General features: G+C 66.0%; 18 protein-coding genes and 1 pseudogene. 13 read left to right on the top strand and 6 right to left on the bottom strand.

Features of this window, described 5'->3' with window-relative positions:
- Nucleotides 1-6: 6 nt before the first annotated feature.
- The 4 genes from CYU59_RS17440 to CYU59_RS17425 all read left to right on the top strand — a co-directional run bounded on the left by CYU59_RS17440 (nucleotide 7) and on the right by CYU59_RS17425 (nucleotide 4,456).
- Complete coding sequence (locus tag CYU59_RS17440) at nucleotides 7-1,224, top strand: cytochrome P450 (protein WP_292991964.1); 1,218 nt, start codon at nucleotides 7-9, stop codon at nucleotides 1,222-1,224.
- Nucleotides 1,225-1,313: 89 nt separating this feature from the next.
- Nucleotides 1,314-2,180, top strand: a complete 867-nt coding sequence (locus CYU59_RS17435; protein ID WP_292991963.1) for a hypothetical protein — start codon at nucleotides 1,314-1,316, stop codon at nucleotides 2,178-2,180.
- A gap of 16 nt (nucleotides 2,181-2,196) precedes the next feature.
- Nucleotides 2,197-3,204 (top strand): dihydrodipicolinate synthase family protein, encoded by a 1,008-nt coding sequence (locus tag CYU59_RS17430; RefSeq protein WP_292991961.1) that lies wholly within the window; start codon nucleotides 2,197-2,199, stop codon nucleotides 3,202-3,204.
- A 31-nt stretch (nucleotides 3,205-3,235) separates the two neighbouring features.
- Nucleotides 3,236-4,456, top strand: a complete 1,221-nt coding sequence (locus CYU59_RS17425; protein ID WP_292991959.1) for a CoA transferase — start codon at nucleotides 3,236-3,238, stop codon at nucleotides 4,454-4,456.
- Nucleotides 4,457-4,495: 39 nt separating this feature from the next.
- Here CYU59_RS17425 and CYU59_RS17420 read toward each other — a convergent pair whose 3' ends face one another.
- Nucleotides 4,496-4,804, bottom strand: coding sequence for a WhiB family transcriptional regulator (locus CYU59_RS17420; RefSeq protein ID WP_292991957.1), 309 nt, complete (start codon nucleotides 4,802-4,804; stop codon nucleotides 4,496-4,498).
- A 317-nt stretch (nucleotides 4,805-5,121) separates the two neighbouring features.
- Here CYU59_RS17420 and CYU59_RS17415 point away from each other — a divergent pair, with 317 nt between their 5' ends.
- Nucleotides 5,122-5,934: a hypothetical protein gene (locus tag CYU59_RS17415; protein WP_292991956.1), complete on the top strand. Its 813-nt coding sequence runs from the start codon at nucleotides 5,122-5,124 to the stop codon at nucleotides 5,932-5,934.
- A gap of 26 nt (nucleotides 5,935-5,960) precedes the next feature.
- Here the strand turns inward: CYU59_RS17415 and CYU59_RS17410 are convergent, their stop codons facing one another.
- Nucleotides 5,961-6,374, bottom strand: coding sequence for a DUF5319 domain-containing protein (locus CYU59_RS17410; protein ID WP_292991955.1), 414 nt, complete (start codon nucleotides 6,372-6,374; stop codon nucleotides 5,961-5,963).
- A gap of 167 nt (nucleotides 6,375-6,541) precedes the next feature.
- Here CYU59_RS17410 and guaB point away from each other — a divergent pair, with 167 nt between their 5' ends.
- From guaB to CYU59_RS17395, 3 genes and pseudogenes are all read left to right on the top strand, one after another.
- On the top strand, nucleotides 6,542-8,131 hold the full coding sequence (guaB, locus tag CYU59_RS17405) for an IMP dehydrogenase (protein WP_292991954.1): 1,590 nt from the start codon (nucleotides 6,542-6,544) through the stop codon (nucleotides 8,129-8,131).
- 27 nt (nucleotides 8,132-8,158) lie between these two features.
- Nucleotides 8,159-9,286: a GuaB3 family IMP dehydrogenase-related protein gene (locus CYU59_RS17400; RefSeq protein ID WP_293001167.1), complete on the top strand. Its 1,128-nt coding sequence runs from the start codon at nucleotides 8,159-8,161 to the stop codon at nucleotides 9,284-9,286.
- A gap of 54 nt (nucleotides 9,287-9,340) precedes the next feature.
- Nucleotides 9,341-11,062 (top strand): annotated as a pseudogene (locus CYU59_RS17395) (GMC family oxidoreductase); the annotation flags it as partial.
- Between the two features lie 187 nt (nucleotides 11,063-11,249).
- Here the strand turns inward: CYU59_RS17395 and CYU59_RS17390 are convergent.
- The 3 genes from CYU59_RS17390 to CYU59_RS17380 form a co-directional block, all read right to left on the bottom strand.
- Nucleotides 11,250-13,628 carry a glycoside hydrolase family 65 protein gene (locus tag CYU59_RS17390; RefSeq protein WP_292991953.1) on the bottom strand — a complete coding sequence of 793 codons (2,379 nt, stop codon included), beginning with the start codon at nucleotides 13,626-13,628 and terminating at the stop codon, nucleotides 11,250-11,252.
- A gap of 9 nt (nucleotides 13,629-13,637) precedes the next feature.
- Entirely contained in the window at nucleotides 13,638-14,372 is a 735-nt protein-coding gene (locus CYU59_RS17385; protein ID WP_292991952.1) for a beta-phosphoglucomutase family hydrolase, read from the bottom strand.
- A gap of 226 nt (nucleotides 14,373-14,598) precedes the next feature.
- Nucleotides 14,599-15,477: a TauD/TfdA family dioxygenase gene (locus tag CYU59_RS17380; protein ID WP_292991951.1), complete on the bottom strand. Its 879-nt coding sequence runs from the start codon at nucleotides 15,475-15,477 to the stop codon at nucleotides 14,599-14,601.
- 121 nt (nucleotides 15,478-15,598) lie between these two features.
- Here CYU59_RS17380 and guaA point away from each other — a divergent pair, with 121 nt between their 5' ends.
- The 5 genes from guaA (at nucleotide 15,599) to CYU59_RS17355 (ending at nucleotide 20,706) form a co-directional block, all read left to right on the top strand.
- Nucleotides 15,599-17,152: a glutamine-hydrolyzing GMP synthase gene (gene guaA, locus CYU59_RS17375; protein ID WP_292991950.1), complete on the top strand. Its 1,554-nt coding sequence runs from the start codon at nucleotides 15,599-15,601 to the stop codon at nucleotides 17,150-17,152.
- 6 nt (nucleotides 17,153-17,158) lie between these two features.
- Nucleotides 17,159-17,512 carry a UBP-type zinc finger domain-containing protein gene (locus tag CYU59_RS17370; RefSeq protein ID WP_292991949.1) on the top strand — a complete coding sequence of 118 codons (354 nt, stop codon included), beginning with the start codon at nucleotides 17,159-17,161 and terminating at the stop codon, nucleotides 17,510-17,512.
- A 173-nt stretch (nucleotides 17,513-17,685) separates the two neighbouring features.
- The gene (locus CYU59_RS17365) at nucleotides 17,686-18,891 is read left to right on the top strand and encodes a DUF1214 domain-containing protein (RefSeq protein ID WP_292991948.1); all 1,206 of its coding nucleotides are present in this window, start codon (nucleotides 17,686-17,688) and stop codon (nucleotides 18,889-18,891) included.
- Nucleotides 18,888-20,033, top strand: a complete 1,146-nt coding sequence (locus tag CYU59_RS17360) for a sulfotransferase (protein WP_292991947.1) — start codon at nucleotides 18,888-18,890, stop codon at nucleotides 20,031-20,033. The genes CYU59_RS17365 and CYU59_RS17360 overlap by 4 nt, the downstream gene beginning before the upstream one ends.
- Nucleotides 20,020-20,706 carry a TetR/AcrR family transcriptional regulator gene (locus tag CYU59_RS17355; RefSeq protein WP_292991946.1) on the top strand — a complete coding sequence of 229 codons (687 nt, stop codon included), beginning with the start codon at nucleotides 20,020-20,022 and terminating at the stop codon, nucleotides 20,704-20,706. Before CYU59_RS17360 ends, CYU59_RS17355 begins: the two co-directional genes overlap by 14 nt.
- Here CYU59_RS17355 and CYU59_RS17350 read toward each other — a convergent pair.
- Nucleotides 20,685-21,491, bottom strand: coding sequence for an SDR family oxidoreductase (locus tag CYU59_RS17350; protein WP_292991945.1), 807 nt, complete (start codon nucleotides 21,489-21,491; stop codon nucleotides 20,685-20,687). The two genes, CYU59_RS17355 and CYU59_RS17350, sit on opposite strands and share 22 nt — an antisense overlap.
- Between the last annotated feature and the right edge of the window lie 48 nt (nucleotides 21,492-21,539).

Raw genomic sequence — 21,539 nt, 5'->3', positions numbered from 1 at the left:
GTGGTAATGGAACAGCTTTTCGACGACCTGGAAGACTTCGGCGCCTTTGACGACGCGATCTCCGGGGACGTTCGCGACCCGTACACCGAACTCGCGCGGCTGCGCCGTGAGGAGCCGGTGCAGCGACTCGACACCTCGGGTGCTCTGCCGCACGAGGAATCGCTGCCGATGTTCATCGTGTACCGCCACGAGGATGTCCAGCAGATGCTGCGCGACAACGAGACCTTCTCCTCGGCTGCCGTCATCGCGGCGTTCGGGCCGGTGCTCGGCGAGGGCGTGATGCTCGGCATGGACGAGCCCCGGCACGGACGGCTGCGTTCACTGGTGTCGAAAGCGTTCTCGCAGAAGGCTTTGGCGAAGTGGCAAGACGAGCTGGTCGGCCGGGTGGCCAACGGCCTGATCGACAACTTCGCGGCCAACGGTAAAGCGGACCTGGTCAAGGAATTCACCTTCGACTACCCGAGCCAGATCATCGCGGGCCTACTGGGGCTGCCCGAGCAGGACTACCCGCAGTTCCAGCGCTGGTCGATCTCCCTACTCAGCTGGCTGATGAACCCCGAGCGTGGGCTGGCGGCCTCGGCCGCACTCTGCGAGTACTTCGAGCCGATCCTGGAGGCGCGTCGTGCCGAGCCCAAAGACGATCTGATCAGTGCGCTCGGTGCCGCGGAGATCGACGGGGAGAAGCTCACCAACGAGGAGATCTTCTCGTTCCTCCGGTTGCTGCTGCCCGCCGGCGTGGAGACCACCTACCGGTCGCTGGGCAGCCTGTTACTCGGGTTGTTGTCCGACCCCGAGCAGCTCGAGGCGATCCGCGCGGATCGTTCGCTGATTCCGCAGGCCATCGAGGAAGGCGTGCGGTGGGAGCCTCCGCTGCTGACCATCACCCGGGTGACGACCAGAGACACCGAACTCGGTGGCGTCAAGATTCCGGCCGGCTGCACCGTGATGCCGATGCTGGGCGCGGCGAACCGGCAAGAGGACCGGTATAAGGACCCCGACACCTTCAACATCCATCGCCAGGCCAAGGCGAATCTTGGCTGGGGCCACGGTGTCCATGTCTGCCTGGGCATGCACCTGGCCCGGCTGGAGATGCGCACCGCGATCAACCTGCTGCTGGACCGGTTGCCCAACCTGCGGCTCGATCCCGACGCCGACGATCCGCATGTCCGCGGGCAGGTCTTCCGGTCGCCGACCTCGGTCCCGGTGCTGTTCGATCCGCAGTAGATCGGCAATACCGCCTTTACATTGACGAGGGCAGCCGTAAAGTCCTAACCGAGCGTCCGCTCAACTTCCCGCTCAGGAGGACGACGCGAATGACCGAGCCGCTGCGCGACATCCGGGAATTCCTCGACGACGCCGAGGCCTACCGAGACGAGCTGTACCGGCGCTGGACGGGTTTGCTGAGTTACCGCTACATCGGGCGCAAGCACTCGTCGATGGACATCGGCGAGGTCGACGACACCGTGGTCATCCGCCGCGACATGCGCAACGAGGCCGGTGGAATCATGGTGGCGCCGTTGGCCATATCCTCACCGGAGGGCTGCCAGACCGACATGATCGCGGTGCCCAACCCGGTGATCGCCTCGGTGCAGATCGTCGACCCGGGATACGACGTCAAACGCGTCGAGATCGTCGACTCGGGCAATGTGCACCAGGGCCGGATGATGGGCTACGGGCGATGCAAGATCGTCGACGCCGACAACCCCGACCGCGTCATCGCTTTCAACGAGGGCCAAGGCGCGATCATCGGGATCCCACCCGAAGGCCTTGGCAAGATGGATGTTTCGGGCACCGAGTTGGTGATCGAGGACACCCCGGACCTGCCCCCGCTGTGGAAGGCCTTCGGGGCATCGCAGCGTTCCGACGGCAAGTGGCAGCTGCCCGCGCTCAGCGTCGAGCTGGCGTCACCGGATGCCGCGCTGCACATCGGGCCGCAACACGTGCTCCTGGAAACCGCAGCGATCGACCTGGCCGCCGGCGCGGCCGGCACCCGCAAGCTGCAGGTGGTGAGCTGGCACGTGATGTTCATGTCGCGGGGCAAGGTGGGCCCGTTCCGGGTCGAAGGCACCGCACACGTCAGCGGGTCGGGCAAGGTCGGCGTGCGCATGCTGCTGCACGACGAGGGCAACGCCGACAAAGCGGTGACGTCGGCGGCGGCGATCTTCGAGATCGTCGGCTGATTCAGGGGGTCGAAAGATGGTCAACGCCAAGGATGCTCGTCAATGGGCGCGAACGTCGCTGCACGGTATCGGTGACTCGCTCTACACGCCGTTCAGCGGCCGCGACGGTGACGACATCGACTGGGATGCCTATCGCACGCTGGTAAGGCACTGCGTGGGCACGTTGCATCACCCGATGCTCTGGGTGACCAGTGGTGTCGCCGAGTTCTGGTCGTTGACCATCGCCGAGCGGAAGAAGCTGCTGGAGATCGCCATCGAGGAAGCTCGTGGCATCAACCCGGAGGTGGTGGTGCAAGCCTGCACCGCCGCGCTGTCGGCCAAGGACTGCCTCGAGCTGACCCGGCACGCCCAGGATGCCGGCGCCGACATCGTCTACATCCAGACCCCGATGATGGAATTGCACGGTGGCGAGGGAGTTTTGGGCTTTTTCTCCTACATCGCCGACCGCACGGACATCGCGCTCGGAATGTTCAACTCGCCGAGTTCGGGCTATGTGCTCTCGGCGCAGGAGAGCGCTCACATCGTCGAGAAGATTCCGGCGGTGTGCGCCACCAAGGAGGGTTCGTTCCGGCCGCATCAAAGCCGAATGCTGCACGAGTTGGCACCGGATCTGTTGATCTGGGAATGCGACACCACGGTGTACCGGGCCGGTTGGCTGCGGTCCGGCATCGTCGGCCCCGGACAGCTCGGCACCACCGGTTACCTGTTCGAGACGGCGGACAAGCCTGCGCTGTCTCAGTATTGGGAGTTGGTCTGGAACGACAAGCTGGTCGAGGCAATGGACTTCGCTCAGGAGTCGGGGCTCGACCAGTTCGAGCTCGATATGCGCGGCTGGTTCACCCGGTACCCCGGACGGCCCGATTACTTCACCCACTGGGGTGGCGCTTTCAAGTACGCCGCGTCGGTGGTCGGCTTGCCGATCGGGTCCTACCCCGAATCCCGTCCGCCTCAGGCGAAGTTGCCCGAGCAGGCGCGTACCGACATCCGTGCGGCGTACCGCCGCTTCGGACTCATCAGTGACTAGTGACAATGACTGCGAGAGAGAAGGATTCGTTATGACTGACGCCAAACCACTGAGCGGCATCCGCGTGCTGGAAGTCGCGGCGTGGACATTCGTCCCCGCCGCCGGCGCGGTGCTGGCCGAGTGGGGCGCCGACGTGATCAAGGTCGAGCCACGTGAGGGTGGCGACCCGCAGCGCGGTCTGGTCACCATGGGTCTCATCCCGGGCGGCCCGACCGCGGTCAACTACATGATCGAAATGCCCAACCGCGGAAAGAAATCCATCGGTATCGACCTGACCACCCCGGGCGGCCAGGAGGTCGTCCACGAACTGGCCAAGAGCAGCGACGTGTTCCTTACCAGCTATCTGCCCAGTCGTCGCAAGCACTTCGGCATCGAGATCGAGCAGATCCGCGCCGCTAACCCCGAGATCATCTATGTCCGTGGATCCGGCTACGGGCCAGAGGGTCCCGACGCCGACCGGCCCGGCTATGACGGTGTCTCCTTCTGGTCGCGCGGCGGAATCGCCGATGCGCTGACCCGTGAGCTACCCGAGCCGGTGATGCAGACCCCGGCATTCGGCGACCTGATGGGCGGGCTGACCATCGCCGGCGGGATCGCCGCCGCGTTGTTCAAGCGCAAGGCGACGGGGGAGACCTCCATCGTGGACGTCTCGCTGCTCGGCCTCGCGGCGTGGGCGATGACCCCGCAGGTGACCGCGGCGATGCTGTACGGCGGCGACCCGATCCCGACCTTCACCCACCGCGAGATGCCCAACCCGCTGGTCGGCAACTACAAGACCAAGGACGACCGCTACATCACGCTGATGATGTTGCAGGGCGACAAGTTCTATCCCGAGTTCATGACCGTCATCGGCCGTACCGACCTGATCACCGACGAGCGCTTTGCCGACGGCCACTCGCGCTTCATGAATCGCGGCGAGCTCATCGACATCATGGACGCCGAATTCGCGTCCAAGACCCTCGACCAGTGGCGCGACATCCTCAAGCCGCTGACGGGCGCCTGGGGTGTGCTGCAGAAGTCGAGCGAGTTGGTCGACGATCCCGCTGTCATCGCCAATGGCTACATCCCCGAGGTCACGGCGATGAACGGCAAGCCCTACATCCTGCCGACCAACCCGGTGCAGTTCGACGGGCACCACGTGCAACCGACCGGTGCCCCCGAGCACGGCCAGCACACCGAGGAGATCCTGCTCGACGCCGGCGTCGACTGGGACAAGATCGAGCAGTACAAGAAGGACGGGTCGATTCTGTGAGCACCGACCCGTCCCTGCCCGGCTGCTGCTGAGCCGAAATCAGGCGCTGCGGCGGATGCCGCGTGTCCTGCCGATGTCGCGCTTGAGCAGCAGTTCGCGTTCGGTCTCCGACAGGCCGCCCCAGATTCCGTACGGCTCGCCCACGTCGAGCGCGTGGGTACGGCACTGAGCCATCACAGGGCAACTGCGGCACATCTCTTTGGCCCGGCGCTCCCGCTGCAGGCGGGCCCGCCCACGCTCACCGTCGGGGTGGAAAAACACGGACGAATCCACGCCGCGGCAAAGGCCTTGAAGTTGCCAATCCCAAATGTCTGCGTTGGGCCCTGGTAGTTGCTCTGGTTGCGGCATTGAAGTCCCTCTCTACGCGCCCATGATCAGGTCGAGCGGGTCATCGGTGACTACTCGTCGCCATAAACGTAGGGGCGCTAGGGAATTACAGTCAACACGCGGTAACGTGCCGAATGACCAAGCGCGGCTTGGCAATTTACCCCGCGTTCATACGTCTCAAAATCTAGTTGGAGGCGAGCACTGCATGTTGGCGGCATGCTGGTCCGAAATACTGCAGCTCGCAGCCGAATCGCAGCACATGCAAACCAAATTCCATCCTCGGTGGATTTAATACCGGTGTAACGCAGAAACCATGAATTCTTAACGGATACCGGACCGTGATACATCTCTCTCACAGTGCGTCCGCCGAACCGGAACTGGCCGCGGCCGCCTTTGGCGACGCTCCGGGGGCCTGGCCGCTGCCCGCTGCCAGTTCACCACGCCAGCAATGGTTGCGGGCGGTAGCCGCCGCAGGGCAGGGCCGTTACGGCGCTGCCTACGCCGACCTGGCGGCGTTGACCCGGGCGGCCCCGTCGGCCCGGCTGGGCTCGCTCGCGCACAGCACACAGGCGTCGTTTCTGCGGCAGCTGGGGTGGCACGGTCTGGCCCGAGGTTGGGACGGTCGCGCGTTGGCGCTGGCGGGTGACGATCCCGAACCGGTCGCTGACGCGTTGACCGGGCTGGCGGCGGATGCGTTGGGAGTCGGGCGGCTGGCCGCCTCCGCAGCACTGCTGGTGCGGGCCGATGAGTTCGTGCCCCTGGCGCCGCCCCGGGCGGCGGTGCGGCGGGCCTGGATCGCCGCGGAGTTGGCGATGGTGGGTGGCGCGGGTGACGACGCGGTTCGGCACGCGGAGTCAGCGGTCGAATTGGCCGCGGCCACCCTCGGCGGCGCGGCGCGACACGCGGCCAAGAGTCAGGTGGTGCTGGCGGCGGCGCTGTGCAGCGCCGGCAACCTGGACCGAGCCCGGCTCGTTGGCGAAGCGGCGTTGGACCTCACCGGTCGTCTGGGGCTTGTTCCATTGCGATGGGCGCTTGCCTGCCTGCTGGGCGATCTCGCTGAGGCGAAAGACCGTGTCGGCGAATTACGCGCGGTCCGCGACGAGTGCGCGATGCGTGTCGAGCGCTGGGGTGGTACCTGGCGACGGCCGTGAGGACCGGCCGGGACAAGCGCGAGCGGCTAGCGGCGCCCGTGGAATCCCTCGGTGTCCGACGTCGCCTCGTTGAGCGACGCATCGGCGTATCCCCGGCAGTAATCCCAGGTCACATAGGAGTCGGGTTCGGGGTCGTAGGCGGGCTCGTGCGGGCGCACGGTGCCATCGACGAGTAGTTGAAGCAGGTTGGCGCGCAGCATGTCCCAGTCGTGGTAATGGTCCTGCTGACATTCGTCGCAACAGACCACCAAGCCGCGAATACCCTTGGGCGCCAACAACGCTTCGTATACCGCAAGATCCGCCAAATCGGCCTCGACTGCCATCCGCTCCTGGGGGTCCAGTGGCTGGCCGGGCTCGACAGCGTCCAACGCGGCCGACGGATCACAAGGGTCGTCGGCGAATGGATCAGGCGGCAGCCCGGGCGGAAGGTGGTCGCGCACGGCTCCACATTACGCAGCCCGGCGGGCATCACGCCAGCGCTACCCCGCAGCCCAGCCGCCATGTCGCAGTCTCGCGAGGGCTTCCCGGCGCGCGTCGTCAGCGCTGTCTGACCTAGCCGATAGGATGGCGTTTTCCACTCCGCGCTCGCACTGGGAGGGCCCCGGCTATGTCATCTGGCTTGTCCCGTCTCGAAGACAGCGGCGACCTGATCGTCACCTCCTACCCTCGAGTCGGCGGTTTCGGGGAAGATGCGGTGCCGACCGGTGGCGACGATCCGCAGAAGATCGCAATGCTGGGGCTGACCTTCGACGACGTTCTGCTGCTGCCCGCGGCGTCCGACGTCGTGCCGGCCACTGCCGACACATCGAGCCAGCTCACCAAGAACATCCGGCTCAGGGTGCCGCTGGTCAGCTCCGCGATGGACACCGTCACCGAATCCCGGATGGCGATCGCGATGGCGCGCGCCGGGGGCCTCGGCGTACTGCACCGCAACCTGCCGATCTCCGAGCAGGCCGGGCAGGTCGAAACCGTGAAGCGGTCCGAGGCCGGCATGGTGACCGACCCGGTCACCTGCAAGCCGGACCACACGCTGGCCGAAGTGGACGCGATGTGCGCCCGGTTCCGGATCTCGGGGCTGCCGGTCATCGACGATGTGGGCCAGCTGGTCGGCATCATAACCAACCGCGACATGCGCTTCGAGGTCGACCAGTCCAAGCACGTCGCCGAGGTGATGACGAAGGCCCCGCTGATCACCGCCCAGGAGGGGGTCAGCGCGGATGCGGCGCTGGGCCTGCTGCGCCGGCACAAGATCGAGAAGCTGCCGATCGTCGACGGGCATGGCCGGCTGACCGGGCTGATCACCGTCAAGGACTTCGTCAAGACCGAACAGCATCCGTATGCGACCAAGGACAGCGACGGCCGGCTCCTGGTGGCCGCGGCCGTCGGTGTCGGCGACGACGCGTGGGTGCGGGCGATGACGCTCGCGGACGCGGGCGCCGACATCCTGGTGGTCGACACCGCCCACGCCCACAACCGGCTGGTTCTCGACATGGTCCGCCAGCTCAAGGGCGAAGTCGGCGACCGGGTCGAAATCGTCGGCGGCAACGTCGCCACCCGCTCCGGCGCCGCCGCGCTGGTCGAGGCCGGTGCGGACGCGGTCAAGGTCGGCGTCGGGCCCGGTTCGATCTGCACCACCCGGGTGGTCGCCGGTGTCGGCGCGCCGCAGATCACCGCGATCCTCGAGGCGGTCGCGGTCTGCGGCCCGGCCGGCGTCCCGGTGATCGCCGACGGGGGACTGCAGTACTCCGGTGACATCGCCAAGGCACTGGCGGCGGGCGCGTCCACCGCGATGCTGGGATCGTTGCTGGCCGGCACCGGCGAAGCGCCCGGCGACCTGATCTTCGTCAACGGCAAGCAATACAAGAGCTACCGCGGGATGGGTTCGCTCGGCGCTATGCAGGGCCGTGGCGAGGCCAAGTCGTACTCCAAGGACCGCTACTTCCAGGACGACGCGCTGTCCGAAGACAAGCTGGTGCCCGAGGGCATCGAAGGGCGGGTGCCGTTCCGCGGCCCGCTGTCGTCGGTGATCCACCAACTCACCGGCGGTCTGCGCGCCGCGATGGGTTACACGGGCGCCGAGACCATCGAGGCACTGCAGCGGGCGCAGTTCGTCCGCATCACCGCGGCGGGCTTGAAGGAGAGCCATCCGCACGACATCACGATGACCGCCGAAGCGCCCAACTACTACGCCCGGTGATTGATCGAAGGACCTCTCATGCGTGACATGGTTGAAATCGGCATGGGCCGAACCGCCCGGCGCACCTACGAACTCAGCGACATCAATATCGTCCCGTCGCGACGCACCCGCTCGTCGCAGGACGCCACGACGGCCTGGCAGCTCGACGCCTACCGGTTCGAGATCCCCATCGTGGCGCACCCGACCGATGCGTTGGTGTCGCCGGAGTTCGCCATCGAACTCGGTCGGCTCGGCGGTCTGGGAGTGCTCAACGGCGAGGGACTGATCGGCCGGCACGCGGATGTCGAGGCCAAGGTCGCCCAGGTCATCGAGGCCGCCGCCAAGGAGCCCGAGCCGTCGGCGGCAATCCGGTTGCTCCAGCAGCTGCACGCCGCGCCGCTGGACCTCGACCTGCTCAGCACCGCGGTGGCCCGCGTCCGCGAGGCAGGGGTCACCACTGCGGTCCGGGTGAGCCCGCAGAACGCCCAGGCGCTGACCCCGACACTGGTGGCCGCCGGGATCGACCTGCTGGTCATCCAGGGCACCATCGTCTCCGCCGAGCGCGTCGACAGCCATGGCGAGCCGCTGAACCTCAAGACCTTCATCTCCGAGCTCGACGTCCCGGTGGTCGCCGGTGGCGTCATCGACCATCGCAGCGCTCTGCACCTGATGCGCACCGGCGCGGCGGGCGTCATCGTCGGCTACGGCTCGACCAGCGGGGTGACCACCAGCGACGAGGTGCTCGGCATCAGCGTGCCGATGGCCACCGCGATCGCCGACGCCGCCGCCGCCCGTCGTGAATACCTCGACGAAACCGGCGGCCGCTACGTGCATGTGCTCGCCGACGGCGACATCCACACCTCCGGCGACCTCGCCAAGGCGATCGCGTGCGGCGCCGACGCGGTGGTGCTGGGTACCCCGCTCGCCGAGGCCGCCGAAGCCCAGGGCGAGGGTTGGTACTGGCCGTCGGCGGCCGCTCACCCGTCGCTGCCGCGCGGCGCCCTGCTGCAGATCGCCGTCGGCGAGCGGTTGCCGCTGAGCCAGGTGCTCAACGGTCCGTCGGACGATCCGTTTGGTTCGCTGAACCTGGTCGGCGGGCTGCGCCGGTCGATGGCCAAATCGGGCTATTGCGACCTCAAAGAGTTTCAGAAGGTCGGCCTGACTGTCGGCAATTAGGCGCTGACCTGGTTCGCTGGATCATTACCGGCGAGTAAGTCCATACTGGATGACGTGGAACCTGACTACGACGTCTTGATCATTGGTTCGGGTTTTGGTGGCAGCGTCACCGCGCTGCGGTTGACGGAGAAGGGTTACCGGGTCGGCGTGCTCGAAGCCGGCCGGCGCTTCGCCGACGAGGACATGGCCAAGACCTCCTGGAACCTCCGCAAATTCCTGTGGGCACCTAAATTCGGCATGTACGGCATCCAGCGCATCCATCTGCTGCGCAACGTGATGATCCTGGCCGGCGCGGGGGTCGGCGGTGGTTCGCTGAACTACGCGAACACGCTGTACGTGCCGTCGAAGCCGTTCTTCGAGGACAAGCAGTGGTCGCACATCACCGACTGGAAGTCGGAACTGCTGCCGCACTACGACCAGGCCAAGCGGATGCTCGGGGTGGTCACCAACCCGACCTTCACCGACGCCGACCGCATTCTCAAAGAGGTCGCCGACGACATGGGTTGCGGCGACACGTTCGTGCCCACCCCGGTCGGGGTGTTCTTCGGTCCCGACGGCACCAAGACTCCCGGCCAGACGGTGCCCGACCCGTACTTCGGCGGTGCCGGCCCGGACCGCACCGGCTGCCTGGAATGCGGTAGCTGTATGACCGGTTGTCGCTTCGGCGCCAAGAACACGCTGCTGAAGAACTATCTCGGCCTGGCCGAATCCAATGGCGCAGACGTGATTCCGATGACGACGGTCACGAGTTTCGAGCAGCGCGAAGACGGGATCTGGGAGGTGCGCACCGCACGCACTGGTCGGGCGCTGCGCCGCAAGAAGCGCACTTTCACCGCCAAGCATGTGGTGCTGGCCGCGGGCACGTGGGGCACCCAGCAGCTGCTGTTCAAAATGCGCGACAAGGGCAAGCTGCCCGAGCTTTCGCAACGGCTGGGCGAGTTGACCCGGACCAACTCGGAGTCGATCGTCGGGGCGGGCCGTTTGAAGGTCAGCGACGACCTCGATCTCACCCACGGGGTGGCGATCACCTCCTCCATCCACCCGTCCTCGGACACCCACATCGAGCCGTGTCGCTACGGCAAGGGCTCGAACGCCATGGGTCTGCTGCAGACGTTGATGACCGACGGCCCGGGCGAAGGCGGCAGCGACGTTCCACGGTGGCGACAGCTCCTCGACAACGCCGGTGGGGATCCGCGCGGCACGCTGCGGCTGCTCAACCCGCGGCGCTGGAGCGAGCGCACCATGATCGCGCTGGTGATGCAGAACCTCGACAACTCGATCACCACTTACACGAAACGGACCAAGCTGGGTCGCCGCCGCGTCGTCAGCAAGCAGGGCCACGGCGTACCGAACCCGAGCTGGATCCCGGCGGGCAACGAGGCCACTCGCCGCATCGCAGAGAAGATCGACGGTGTCGCCGGCGGGACGTGGGGCGAGCTGTTCAATATCCCGCTGACCGCGCACTACCTCGGCGGCGCGCCGATCGGCGACAGCCGGGAGGCCGGCGTCATCGATCCGTACCACCGGGCGTACGGCTATCCGACACTGTTCGTGGTCGACGGCGCCGCGATCTCGGCGAACCTCGGGGTGAACCCGTCGCTGTCGATCACCGCGCAGGCCGAGCGGGCCGCGTCGCTGTGGCCGAACAAGGGGGAGGACGACCTTCGCCCCAAGCAGGGTGAGGCCTATCGCCGGCTCGACCCGATCGCGCCTGCCCACCCGGTGGTGCCGGATTCGGCGCCCGGCGCGCTGCGCTGGCTGCCGATCGAATCGATCGACGCTGTCAAGGAAGAAGAGAGCCCCGGCGGCGACGATGCAGAGCGCAGCGATGCTGAGGAGCGCCGCATCAGTTCCGGCGGCGACGATGCAGAGCGCAGCGATGCTGAGGAGCGCCGCATCAGCTCCGGCGGCGACGATGCAGAGCGCAGCGATGCTGAGGAGCGCCGCATAAGCCCCGGCTCGGTCAGTTCTGCTGGTTGACCGACCGGTAGGCGTTCCGGTGCATCGGGGCGCGTCCCGGCGGTTGCTGCGGCGTGGGTAGTAAAGGCTCCCGCTTGGTCAGCTTGACCGTCTTCGGTTTGGTGGTGCTGAGTTCGAGCTCTTCGCCGGCGTGCAGGATGTTCAACTGCTGATCTTCCGGGCCGTCGCGAAGGGTGTAGGTGACCTGGTCGTGCTGGACATCCACGGTCACCCGGAAGTCGCGCCAGCGCAGCCGAAAACGTAGCCGCGAGATGGCGTCGGGCAGGTACGGGTTGAGTGACAGGACACCTTCGTCGTCGCGCAGACCCCCGAAGCCGGCGACCAGTGCCGTCCAGGCGCCGGCCAGCGACGCCATGTGCAGGCCGTCCTTGGTGTTGTTGTGTAGATCGCGGAGATCGACCAGCGCCGCCTCATACGTGTAGTCGTGGGCCAGGTCCACGTGCCCGACGTTGGCACACATCACCGCCTGGGTGCAGGCGGACAACGACGAATCGCGCACGGTCCGACGCTCGTAGTAGTCGACGTTGCGCGCCTTCTGCTCGTCGGTGAATTTGTGGCTCTGCCAATACATTGCGAGCACCAGGTCGGTCTGTTTGACCACCTGCGACGAGTACAGCAACGCGTAAGGCTCGTGCAGAAGCAGCGGGTATTTGTTCCTGTTGTCGAAATCCCACTCGGCGTAGGTGGTGAAGCCCTCGGACTGTGGATGCACGCCGAGCTCTTCGTCGTAAGGGATGTGCGCGGCGTCGGCGGCGGCGCGCCATGCCGCGGTCTCGTCGCTGGAGACGCCCATCTCACGGGCGACTTCGGAGTGCCGGGCGCACGCGTCGGCCGCGACCCGAAGGTTGTGCGCCGCCATCATGTTGGTGAACACGTTGTCGCGCACGATCGCGGTGTATTCGTCCGGGCCGGTGACCCCGTCCAGGTGCCACACGCCATGACGGTCGTGGTGTCCGAGCGAATGCCACAACCGGGCCGTCTCGATGAGCACCTCGAGTCCGCAGTCTTTCTCCAGCGACTCGTCACCGGTGACAATCCGATAGCGCTCGAACGCCATCGCGATGTCCGCGTTGATGTGCCACGCCGCCGTGCCGGCCGGCCAGTAGGCCGAGCACTCCTGGCCCCGAATCGTGCGCCATGGATAGGCGGCGCCCTTGAGGTCCAGCTGCGCGGCGCGCTCCTTCGCCAAGTCCAATGTCGAAGCGCGCCAACGTAATGCGTCGGCGGCCGCGTGCGGCAGCGTATAGGTGAGAACCGGAAGGACGAATCCGTCGGTGTCCCAGAAGATGTGGCCGTCGTAGCCGGTTCCGGTCAGGCCCTTGCTGGCGATGCCGCGGCCTTCGGCCCGTGCGCTGGCCTGCAGCAGGTGAAAGAGCCCGAACCGGACCGCCTGCTGGCAGATCGGATCGCCCTCCACCTCGACATCGGCGCCGTCCCAGTAGTCGTCGAGAATTTTGCGCTGCGCCTCGAGCAGGCCTTTCCAACCGCTGTAGCGCGCGCTGTGCAACGCGGCGGATGCCTGGTCGCGCAGCGCCGGACGGGACCGCTGGCTCGACCAGCCGTACGCCAGGTATTTCACGATGCGCAGCGTCTGGCCGGGGCGTAGTCCACAGATCACGGTTGTTCGGGCGAGGTCGCCGCTCGCGTCGTTGCTGACCTCGTAGCGACCTTCGACCTCGATCTCGTGGTCCATGGCCGCGGCCATCATCAACGCGCTGGCGCGGGTCCGGTGCATCAGCAGCGCGCCGCACTCGGTGTCTTCGTGCTGCACGGCCTCCAGCGGGTTGTCGAGAATCGCCGCGACGCGCGGATCGCCAGACGTCACGGGCTGTTCCTCGTTGGCCACCAGCTCGGATTGCACTGTGACACGTACGAATTGGTCGACAGCTTCCACGATGTACTCGATGGCGACCACGCTGCGCTGGGACAGCGACACCAGCCGCGTGGAGGTCACCCTGACCTGTTTGCCGACCGGGGACTGCCAGTGCGCGTCGCGGGTCAGTGTCCCGGCCCGCAGGTCGAGCACGCGTTCGTGGCTGAGCAGCTTGCCGTAGCGCACGTCGAAGGGCTCGTCGTCGACCAGTAGGCGCAGGATCTTCCCATTGGTGACGTCGACGACGGTCTGGCCGGCTTCCGGATATCCGTAACCAGCTTCGGCGTAGGGCAGCGGCCGTACCTCGTAGAACGAGTTGAGGTAGGTGCCGGGTATGCCGTGCGGCTCTCCTTCGTCGAGGTTGCCGCGAATCCCGATGTGCCCGTTGGACAATGCGAACAGCGACTCCGACTGAGCCAACACGTCGAGGTTCAGCTTGGGTTCGCGGATCTGCCAGGGTTCGACGGGGAGTGTGTCATCGGGGATCATCACGGCCTCCTAAAGTAGATCGCCAAGGTCGGTCACCACGACATCGGCACCGTGACTGCGCAATTCGTCGGCTTGGCCCACCCGGTCGACACCGACGACGAAACCGAATTTACCGGCGCGGCCTGCCTCGACCCCGGACAGCGCATCCTCGAAGACCGCCGCGGCGGCTGGTTCGACGTTGAGCAACTCGGCGCCGCGAAGGTACGAGTCCGGTGCCGGCTTGCCTGCGATGTTCTCCTCACGCAGCGTCACTCCGTCGACGCGTTGCTGGATGAATTGTTCCAGTCCGGTGATCTCGAGCACCTCACGGGTGTTGGCACTCGACGACACCACAGCGGTGGCCAGCCCGGCGGCGGCGACTTCTTCCAGATAGCGGCGCGAGCCTTCGAAAACCTTGACGCCGTCTTTGTGCAACGTCTCCTGGAACGCGTCGTTCTTGCGGGTGCCCAGGCCGTGCACGGTGTCTTTGTCGCTCGAGTCGTCGGGGTCGCCGTCGGGAAGCTCGATGTCGCGGCTGGCCAGAAACGCCCGTACGCCGTCTTCGCGTTTCTTGCCGTCGACGTATTTCAAGTAGTCCTTGTCCGGATCGAACGGTACGAACGACTCACCGTTCTGTTCGGCGTGCTGCTTCAAGAACTCGTCGAACATGACTTTCCAGGCTTTGGTGTGCACGCTTGCGGTGTCGGTGAGCACGCCGTCGAGATCGAAAAGGCAGGCTTGCACCGCTTCCGGTAGACCCAGCACTGCGGACCTCGCTTCCCGGGGTGGTTTCTGCCATGAGCACTACCACCTCACCATGCCCGGTGCAGGTTCGCCAGGCGTTCCGGGCGAACCACGGGTTTCCGCACTTTGGTCCGCGGCCGTCGGGCGTGGTCAGCGCCCCGGTGTGCCGCTCAACACTTGATGCCGGCGATGGACGTGGCGGCGTACCCCTGGCGGCGGTGAGCGACCTCTCGTCCCGCTGTGCGGCTCAGCTGACGGCTTGTAGCGGTGCCCCGCTGATCACCCGGCTGCGTCGGCCGTGCACGTCGACGGGAACATCGCCCTGCACGGTGACCCGGTTCATCAGCCGGTGCTGGTCGTCGTAGTCGTCGACCGCCCGGTGCTGGGTGGCGCGGTTATCCCAGATGGCTACGTCGCCGGCGGCCCAGTTCCATCGAACGGTGTTCTCCGGCATAGTGATTCGACGCTGCAACAATTCGAGGAGGGTCTGCGACTCGAAGTTGTCCAGCCCGACGAATCCGCGGACGAAGTCGCCGGCGACCAGTGAGCGCTCGCCGGTCTCGGGATGGACGCGGACTACGGGGTGCTCGGTACGGAAGTCGATCTTCTCGAACCGGGCCCGATGCGATTTCTCGTCCTCGGTCTGCGGGTGCAAGGCCGGGACATAGTCGAAGCGGTTGCTGTGCAGCGCCCACAGATTCTCGGCCAGCTGCTTGAGCGACTCGGGCAGGGCGTCATAGGCCGCGGCGGTGTTGGTCCAGAGTGTCGACCCGCCATAGCTCGGCAGGGTGACGGCGCGCAGGACCGAGGCGGCCGGGTAGTTCGCGACGAAGGTGACGTCGGTGTGCCAGCGGTTCGCCTTGCCGAACTCGGAGTCGATGGGCGTGATGATCGGCATGTTCGCCTGCTGCAGCGCGGGGTGGGCGATGGGTGTGCCGATCCGCGTGGTGAAGGCGTGCTGGCCCGCGTCGTCGAGGTGGTGCTGGTCGCGGAAGAAGATTGTTTTGTGCCGCAGCAACGCTTCTCGAATGTCGGCAATGGTGCCGGTGTCGAGGTCGCCGGACAGCTTCACGCCGTCGATGCGGGCGCCGATGCGGCTGCCCAACTGGGTCACGCTCAGAGTCATGGTGGTCCTTCCTGATTCGACTGTAGTCAATTTACTACAGTCTGCTGAGGACGAGTGTAGACATATGACTACATGCGCGTCAACTGATGGGCTGACGTGCGCACGGCTCTAGACTGTGCCGGTGGAGTCCGCAACGCCCCGTCCCGTGCTTGTTGTCGATTTCGGCGCGCAATACGCCCAGCTGATTGCCCGCCGGGTGCGCGAGGCCCGCGTGTTCTCAGAGGTCATTCCGCACACCGCCTCGGTCGACGAGATCAAGGTGCGCGACCCACTCGCCGTGGTGCTGTCCGGCGGCCCGGCCAGCGTGTACGCCGACGGCGCGCCGCAACTCGACCCGGCGTTGTTCGACCTGGGCGTGCCGGTGTTCGGCATCTGCTACGGATTTCAAGCGATGGCACAGGCGCTCGGCGGCACGGTCGCCCGTACCGGGACCAGCGAGTACGGCCGGACCGAGCTGAGAGTGGTTGGCGGCGAACTACATTCCGATCTACCCGAGACCCAGCCGGTATGGATGAGTCACGGCGACGCCGTCACCTCCGCGCCGGACGGCTTCGAGGTGATCGCCACCAGTGCGGGTTCGCCGGTGGCCGGCTTCGAGAGCCGGTCGAGGCGACTGGCCGGCGTGCAGTACCACCCTGAGGTCTTGCACAGTCCACACGGCCAGCAGGTGCTGACCCGGTTTCTGCACGAATTCGCCGGCATCGCGCCGGACTGGACGCCGGCCGGCATCGCCGAAGCACTGGTCGAGCAAGTGCGCGACCAGGTCGGTGACGGTCACGCGATCTGCGGGCTCTCCGGTGGGGTTGATTCAGCCGTAGCCGCCGCGCTGGTCCAGCGGGCGATCGGGGACCGGCTGACCTGCGTGTTCGTCGACCACGGGCTGCTGCGGGCCGGCGAGCGCGCCCAGGTGCAGCGCGACTTCGTCGCAGCGACCGGCGCCAACCTCGTGACCGTCGACGCCGAGGCGACATTCCTCGAAGCGCTGTCCGGGGTGACCAACCCCGAGGGCAAGCGCAAGATCATCGGGCGGCAGTTCATCCGGGCGTTCGAGGGCGCCGTTCGGGATGTATTGGGAGACAACGAGACTGAATTCCTGGTACAGGGAACTCTCTATCCGGATGTGGTCGAGTCCGGCGGTGGCAGCGGCGCGGCGAACATCAAGAGCCACCACAATGTGGGCGGTCTACCGGACGACCTGAAGTTCGCGTTGGTCGAGCCGTTGCGGTTGCTGTTCAAAGACGAGGTCCGCGCGGTCGGACGCGAGCTGGGTCTGCCCGAGGAAATCGTCGGGCGCCAACCGTTTCCGGGGCCGGGTCTGGCTATCCGCATCGTCGGCGAGGTCACCGCGAGCAGGTTGGAGACACTGCGTCGCGCCGACTCGATCGCCCGCGAAGAGCTGACCGCCGCGGGTCTGGATCAGCAGATCTGGCAATGCCCGGTGGTCCTGCTGGCCGACGTCCGGTCGGTGGGCGTGCAGGGCGACGGCCGCACCTACGGCCACCCGATCGTGCTGCGGCCGGTCTCCAGTGAGGACGCCATGACCGCCGACTGGACCCGGGTGCCGTACGAAGTGCTGGAACGGATTTCGACCCGGATCACCAACGAGGTCGCCGAAGTCAACCGCGTCGTGCTGGATGTGACCAGCAAGCCGCCGGGCACCATCGAGTGGGAGTAGACCGCCATGGCTGCTGCTGTCGACCCGTCGGTGCCACCCGGTGGTGTCGGCTGTAGCGAGTGTGACGCCCACGGTGGTTGGTGGGTGCACCTGCGCCGATGCGCGGCCTGCGGCCACGTCGGCTGCTGCGACGATTCGCTGTCCAGACACGCGACGCAGCACTGGCGCGAGACCGGACACCCGATCATCCGCTCGTTCGAACCGGGCGAGGACTGGTTCTGGAACTACGAGACCGACGATTACTACGACGGTCCCGAACTTGCCCCGCCGGAATGTCATCCCGCTGATCAGACGGTGCCCGGCCCCAGGGGCCGCGTGCCGCGCGACTGGGCCGAATTGCTCAGTTCGCGCAACGACTGACGCCGTCCCGATCCGGGCGGTGCGCCCCGACTTGTTGACTGTCTCGCCGGCTGCGTGGTACCAACTACTCAATTGAAAACATCATTTTCAATTGAGTGCTGTGCCGACCTGGCTGGAGGGCATCCGTGGCCGATGACGGCAGTGATCAGGCCCCACCTGCCTGGAAACAAACGATGGCGTGGCTGCCGCATTCGATCGCGGAGGCGGCGCTGTCGCCAGGCGATGGCAGCACCGCCGACCTTTCGGCCGCGTGGGCGCATCTGCAGGAGCGGTTGAACGCGGCCGGACAACTCGTACAGTCCACGCCGGTCAACAAGAATCCCCTCGACTACGGGTCAGGGATGCGACATCTGATGGTGCTGTTGGCGGTCGGCACGGACATGGCACTGCGGGCGGAGCCCGACCCGGTTCTCGCGGTCAACCGGGCCAGCATGGACGACATCGTCACCTGGGGGCTGGAATGCCCGGACTGCGTGTATCTGAACGCGAGCCTTCGTGCGGGCGAGACATATCGGATCTTCGGCAGCCGGGGCACGGCCCGATACGTCGGCCTGCAGACCATGGACGGAATCGCCGCGACCGCCAACTGTCTCGTCGACGAACTCGAGGTCGACCCCGACGGGAACTTCGAAGCGATCTTGTCCGCCGACGAGCACAGCGGCAACTGGCTGCGGCTGACGGGCGATCATCCGACGCTGACGGTGCGAAACTTCTTCTACGACTGGGACACCGAGGTTCCCGCGTCACTCGACATCGAGCGAATCGGCGATAAAGCGGCCCCCGCGGGTCATTCCGTCGAATTGGATGTCTCGGTGTCGCGGCAGCTTCACGCGCTGGGCGACTTCGTCTACGACAACCTGAAATTCTTCCTCGACTTCGGCGCCATGCCGCCGGCCAACGGCTTCATCCCGCCGATGGACATGAGCGACATGGGTGCGGCAGCCGAAAACCGGCCTGTCATCGGACGATTCGATCTGGCTCCGGATGAGGCGCTGATCCTCGAGGTCGAGCCACCCGATGGCGTCTACTGGAGCATCTCGCTGGGCAATCCGTGGTTGGAGACGATCCACTACGGGCGCCATCAGTCCAGTCTCAATGGACATCAGGCGGTTGTCGATCCCGACGGGATCTTCCGCGCCGTCATCTGTGCGACGGATCCTGGGGTGGCCAACTGGCTGGACACTGCCGGCCACAGCAACGGTGCGATGCTATTGCGTTGCGTGAGAACCGAAACCGCACCGGTGCCGAACGTGCGGGTGGTGAAGGTAGACGAGGTCCTGTCGTCGTTGCCCGCCGACACCACGATGACCACCCCCGACGAACGCTCTCACGTGATCGAAGCCCGGCGCCGCGCCGTCTACGAAAGGTTCTCCCGGTGACTTTCTCCGCTGACGAACTCGAAGACGGCGCCCGCGCCGCCACTGGCCTCGACGATTTCGGTTCGGCCTATTACCGCGAAGGCCTGGAGCGGACGGTCACCGCGTTGAACACCGAAGCCGACCTCAACGATCTCGGCCGGGTCATGCAGCACGCCACCATCAGCAACGCTCTGATCCAGCGGTTGAAGATCATCGAAACCTACAAGCAGCATCCCGAGATCGGCGACGAGGTCGTCGACGGCCCGATCGTCGTCCTGGGTCTACCGAGAACCGGCACGACCGCGCTGGGCCAATTGGTCTCTGCCGACCCGCAATTGAGATCGTTGCGCACCTGGGAATCTCAGGCGCCGACCCCACCGCCGGAAGCCGCGACCCAGCACAACGACCCGCGCATCGCACAAGCCGCGGAAGGCATCGCGATGATCGACCAGATGTTCCCCGAATTTCGGACTATGAACAGTTTCGATGCCGAATCCGCGACGGAATGCCAGGACCTGATGGGCATGAGCTTTCGCACCTTCCACTTCGACGGAGTGGTACGGGTCCCGGGATACGTCGAATGGCTGCTGCAGAGCGACATGCGCGAGACCTACACCTTTCACCGCGATGTGTTGAAACTTCTGCAGTGGCACTGCAAACCGAGCTTGTGGCACCTGCGGACGCCGGTGCACATGTTCGCGCTCGAAGCGTTTGTCGATGTCTATCCGAACGCCAAATTCCTGTGGAGTCATCGGGATCCGGCCAAGGTGCTCGGGTCCGTGTGCAGCCTCATCGCCTATGTCCGAAGTTGGAGCAGCGATCATCGGGATCCCAAGGAGCTCGGGGCTGAGCAACTGGCTTGGTGGGCCGAGGGCATGGGCCGTGCGATGGAGTTCCGCCGAAAGTTCGGCGACGATCGATTTGTGGACGTGTCCTTCGCCGACCTGCAGACCGATCCAATCAACACGATCGCCCATAGCTACGACGAGCTCGGTCTCACGTTCACCGATTCGGCGCGCGCGAGGGTGCAGGCGTGGGCAGATGGTCACAAGCCCGGCCAGCATGGCACGCACACCTACGAGCTGAGCGACTACGGGTTGACCGCGGAACAGGTGCACGACGCCTTCGGCGATTACATTGCTGCCTACGATGCTTCAGCATGATGGGGTCGACGGCCGCGCCGGCGGGCGCCGAAAGCTCGAACCCGATCCGCACATACACGCGGTAATCCTCGCTGCTGCCGCCGAAGTCGTTCGGACGGAGGGAGTTCAGGCGCTGTCGGTGGCCCGCGTGCTCAGCAGTGCGCAGCTGGGCACCCGGGCGTTCTACCGGCACTTCGACTCGAAGGATCAGCTGGTTGCGGCGGTATTCCTGGAGATGGCGCGTAGCGAGGTCGTGCGCCTGGAACAACGGATGGCGGACTCCGATCCGATACACGCGGTGGCGGCCTGGATCGACGGACGGCTGGATCTCGCCTTCAATCTTCAGATCCGCTCCGATCTCCGCCAGATGTCGCTCGAGGCGCAGAATCAGATGGTCGCCGCGCCCGAACTCGTTGCCCCTGCCTACCGGGAAATTCTGCGTCCGCTTGTCGAACAACTCACGCGTGGAGCAGATCTGGAGATATTCACCGAGATCGACCCCGACGGTGAAGCGCTGTCCATCCATGGCGTCGTGTGGACCAACATCGAACGGCATTGGGGCAGCGGCCCGCGTAATCCGGCTGAAATCCGTAGGCGCGTGCTGTCTTTCTGCCTGCGCGGTCTCGGGGTGACTCCGGAGGTGATCGGGGCGGTACTCGACGATGCGCGGCGTCAGCTCGGTCCGAGCGCGTAGGCGCCGGTCTCGGGATGGTGGTACCACCCACTGGCTGCCTGGGTGCCGCCATCGACGTGAATCGTCTGCCCGGTGATGTAGCTGGACATCTCGGACGCCAGAAATACTGCAGCGCCCGCCATCTCGTCGACATGACCGGCTCGTCCGATCGGAACGGTGCGGCCGAATCGCTCTTCGGAACCCGGGGGAGCGATGTCCATGATGCCTTCGGTCAAGGTGATATCGGGGGCCAGGGCGTTGACCCGGATGCCGTACGGCGCGAGTTCGAGGGCCGCGGTTTTGGTGTAGTTGATCACCCCGGCTTTGGCGGCCGCGTAGGTCGCGTAACCGGGTGCGGCGCGGATCCCTTCGATGGAGGTCACGCTGATGATGCTGCCGGTCAGCTTCTGCTCGACGAGGCCGCGGGCCACCCGCTGGGTGCACAGGTAGACGTGGCGCAGATTCGATTTATACAGTGCGTCCCAACCGTTTTCGCTGGTGTCGAGTATTCCTGACCAGAAGACGCCGCCGGCGTTGTTGACCAGGATGGTGACCGGTCCGAGTTCGGCGACTGTCTGCTCGAGTGCGGCGTCGACGGCCGCGCTGTCGCGGACGTCGACGGTGATGCCCAATGCGCCGATCTCGTCGGCGGCCGACGCGCACGCTTCTGGGTTGCGTTCCCAGATCGCCACCTTGGCGCCGAATGCCGTCAACCCCGCGGCGATGCCGCGGCCGATGCCGGCACCGCCACCGGTGACAACGGCGACACGGTCGGTGAGGAGGATGCTCGACGGATCAATTCCCATGGGTGTGGACACTATTTGCAGGTGAGCCCCGCGGCGCCAGATTCCTGC

It is taken from the genome of Mycobacterium sp. (assembly GCF_002863225.1).
Taxonomy (GTDB): domain Bacteria; phylum Actinomycetota; class Actinomycetes; order Mycobacteriales; family Mycobacteriaceae; genus Mycobacterium.
Note: the sequence above shows the minus strand (reverse complement) of the source record. Positions and strands in the feature narration are given on the sequence as shown.

Excerpts from the sequence above, each read along its gene's own strand:
- CYU59_RS17440 (WP_292991964.1), top strand. The coding sequence starts at position 7 with ATGGAACAGCTTTTCGACGACCTGGAAGACTTCGGCGCCTTTGACGAC.
- CYU59_RS17435 (WP_292991963.1), top strand. The coding sequence starts at position 1,314 with ATGACCGAGCCGCTGCGCGACATCCGGGAATTCCTCGACGACGCCGAG.
- CYU59_RS17430 (WP_292991961.1), top strand. The coding sequence starts at position 2,197 with ATGGTCAACGCCAAGGATGCTCGTCAATGGGCGCGAACGTCGCTGCAC.
- CYU59_RS17425 (WP_292991959.1), top strand. The coding sequence starts at position 3,236 with ATGACTGACGCCAAACCACTGAGCGGCATCCGCGTGCTGGAAGTCGCG.
- CYU59_RS17420 (WP_292991957.1), bottom strand. The coding sequence starts at position 4,804 with ATGCCGCAACCAGAGCAACTACCAGGGCCCAACGCAGACATTTGGGAT.
- guaB (WP_292991954.1), top strand. The coding sequence starts at position 6,542 with ATGTCATCTGGCTTGTCCCGTCTCGAAGACAGCGGCGACCTGATCGTC.
- CYU59_RS17400 (WP_293001167.1), top strand. The coding sequence starts at position 8,159 with ATGGTTGAAATCGGCATGGGCCGAACCGCCCGGCGCACCTACGAACTC.
- CYU59_RS17390 (WP_292991953.1), bottom strand. The coding sequence starts at position 13,628 with ATGATCCCCGATGACACACTCCCCGTCGAACCCTGGCAGATCCGCGAA.
- CYU59_RS17380 (WP_292991951.1), bottom strand. The coding sequence starts at position 15,477 with ATGACTCTGAGCGTGACCCAGTTGGGCAGCCGCATCGGCGCCCGCATC.
- CYU59_RS17370 (WP_292991949.1), top strand. The coding sequence starts at position 17,159 with ATGGCTGCTGCTGTCGACCCGTCGGTGCCACCCGGTGGTGTCGGCTGT.
- CYU59_RS17365 (WP_292991948.1), top strand. The coding sequence starts at position 17,686 with ATGGCGTGGCTGCCGCATTCGATCGCGGAGGCGGCGCTGTCGCCAGGC.
- CYU59_RS17355 (WP_292991946.1), top strand. The coding sequence starts at position 20,020 with ATGCTTCAGCATGATGGGGTCGACGGCCGCGCCGGCGGGCGCCGAAAG.
- CYU59_RS17350 (WP_292991945.1), bottom strand. The coding sequence starts at position 21,491 with ATGGGAATTGATCCGTCGAGCATCCTCCTCACCGACCGTGTCGCCGTT.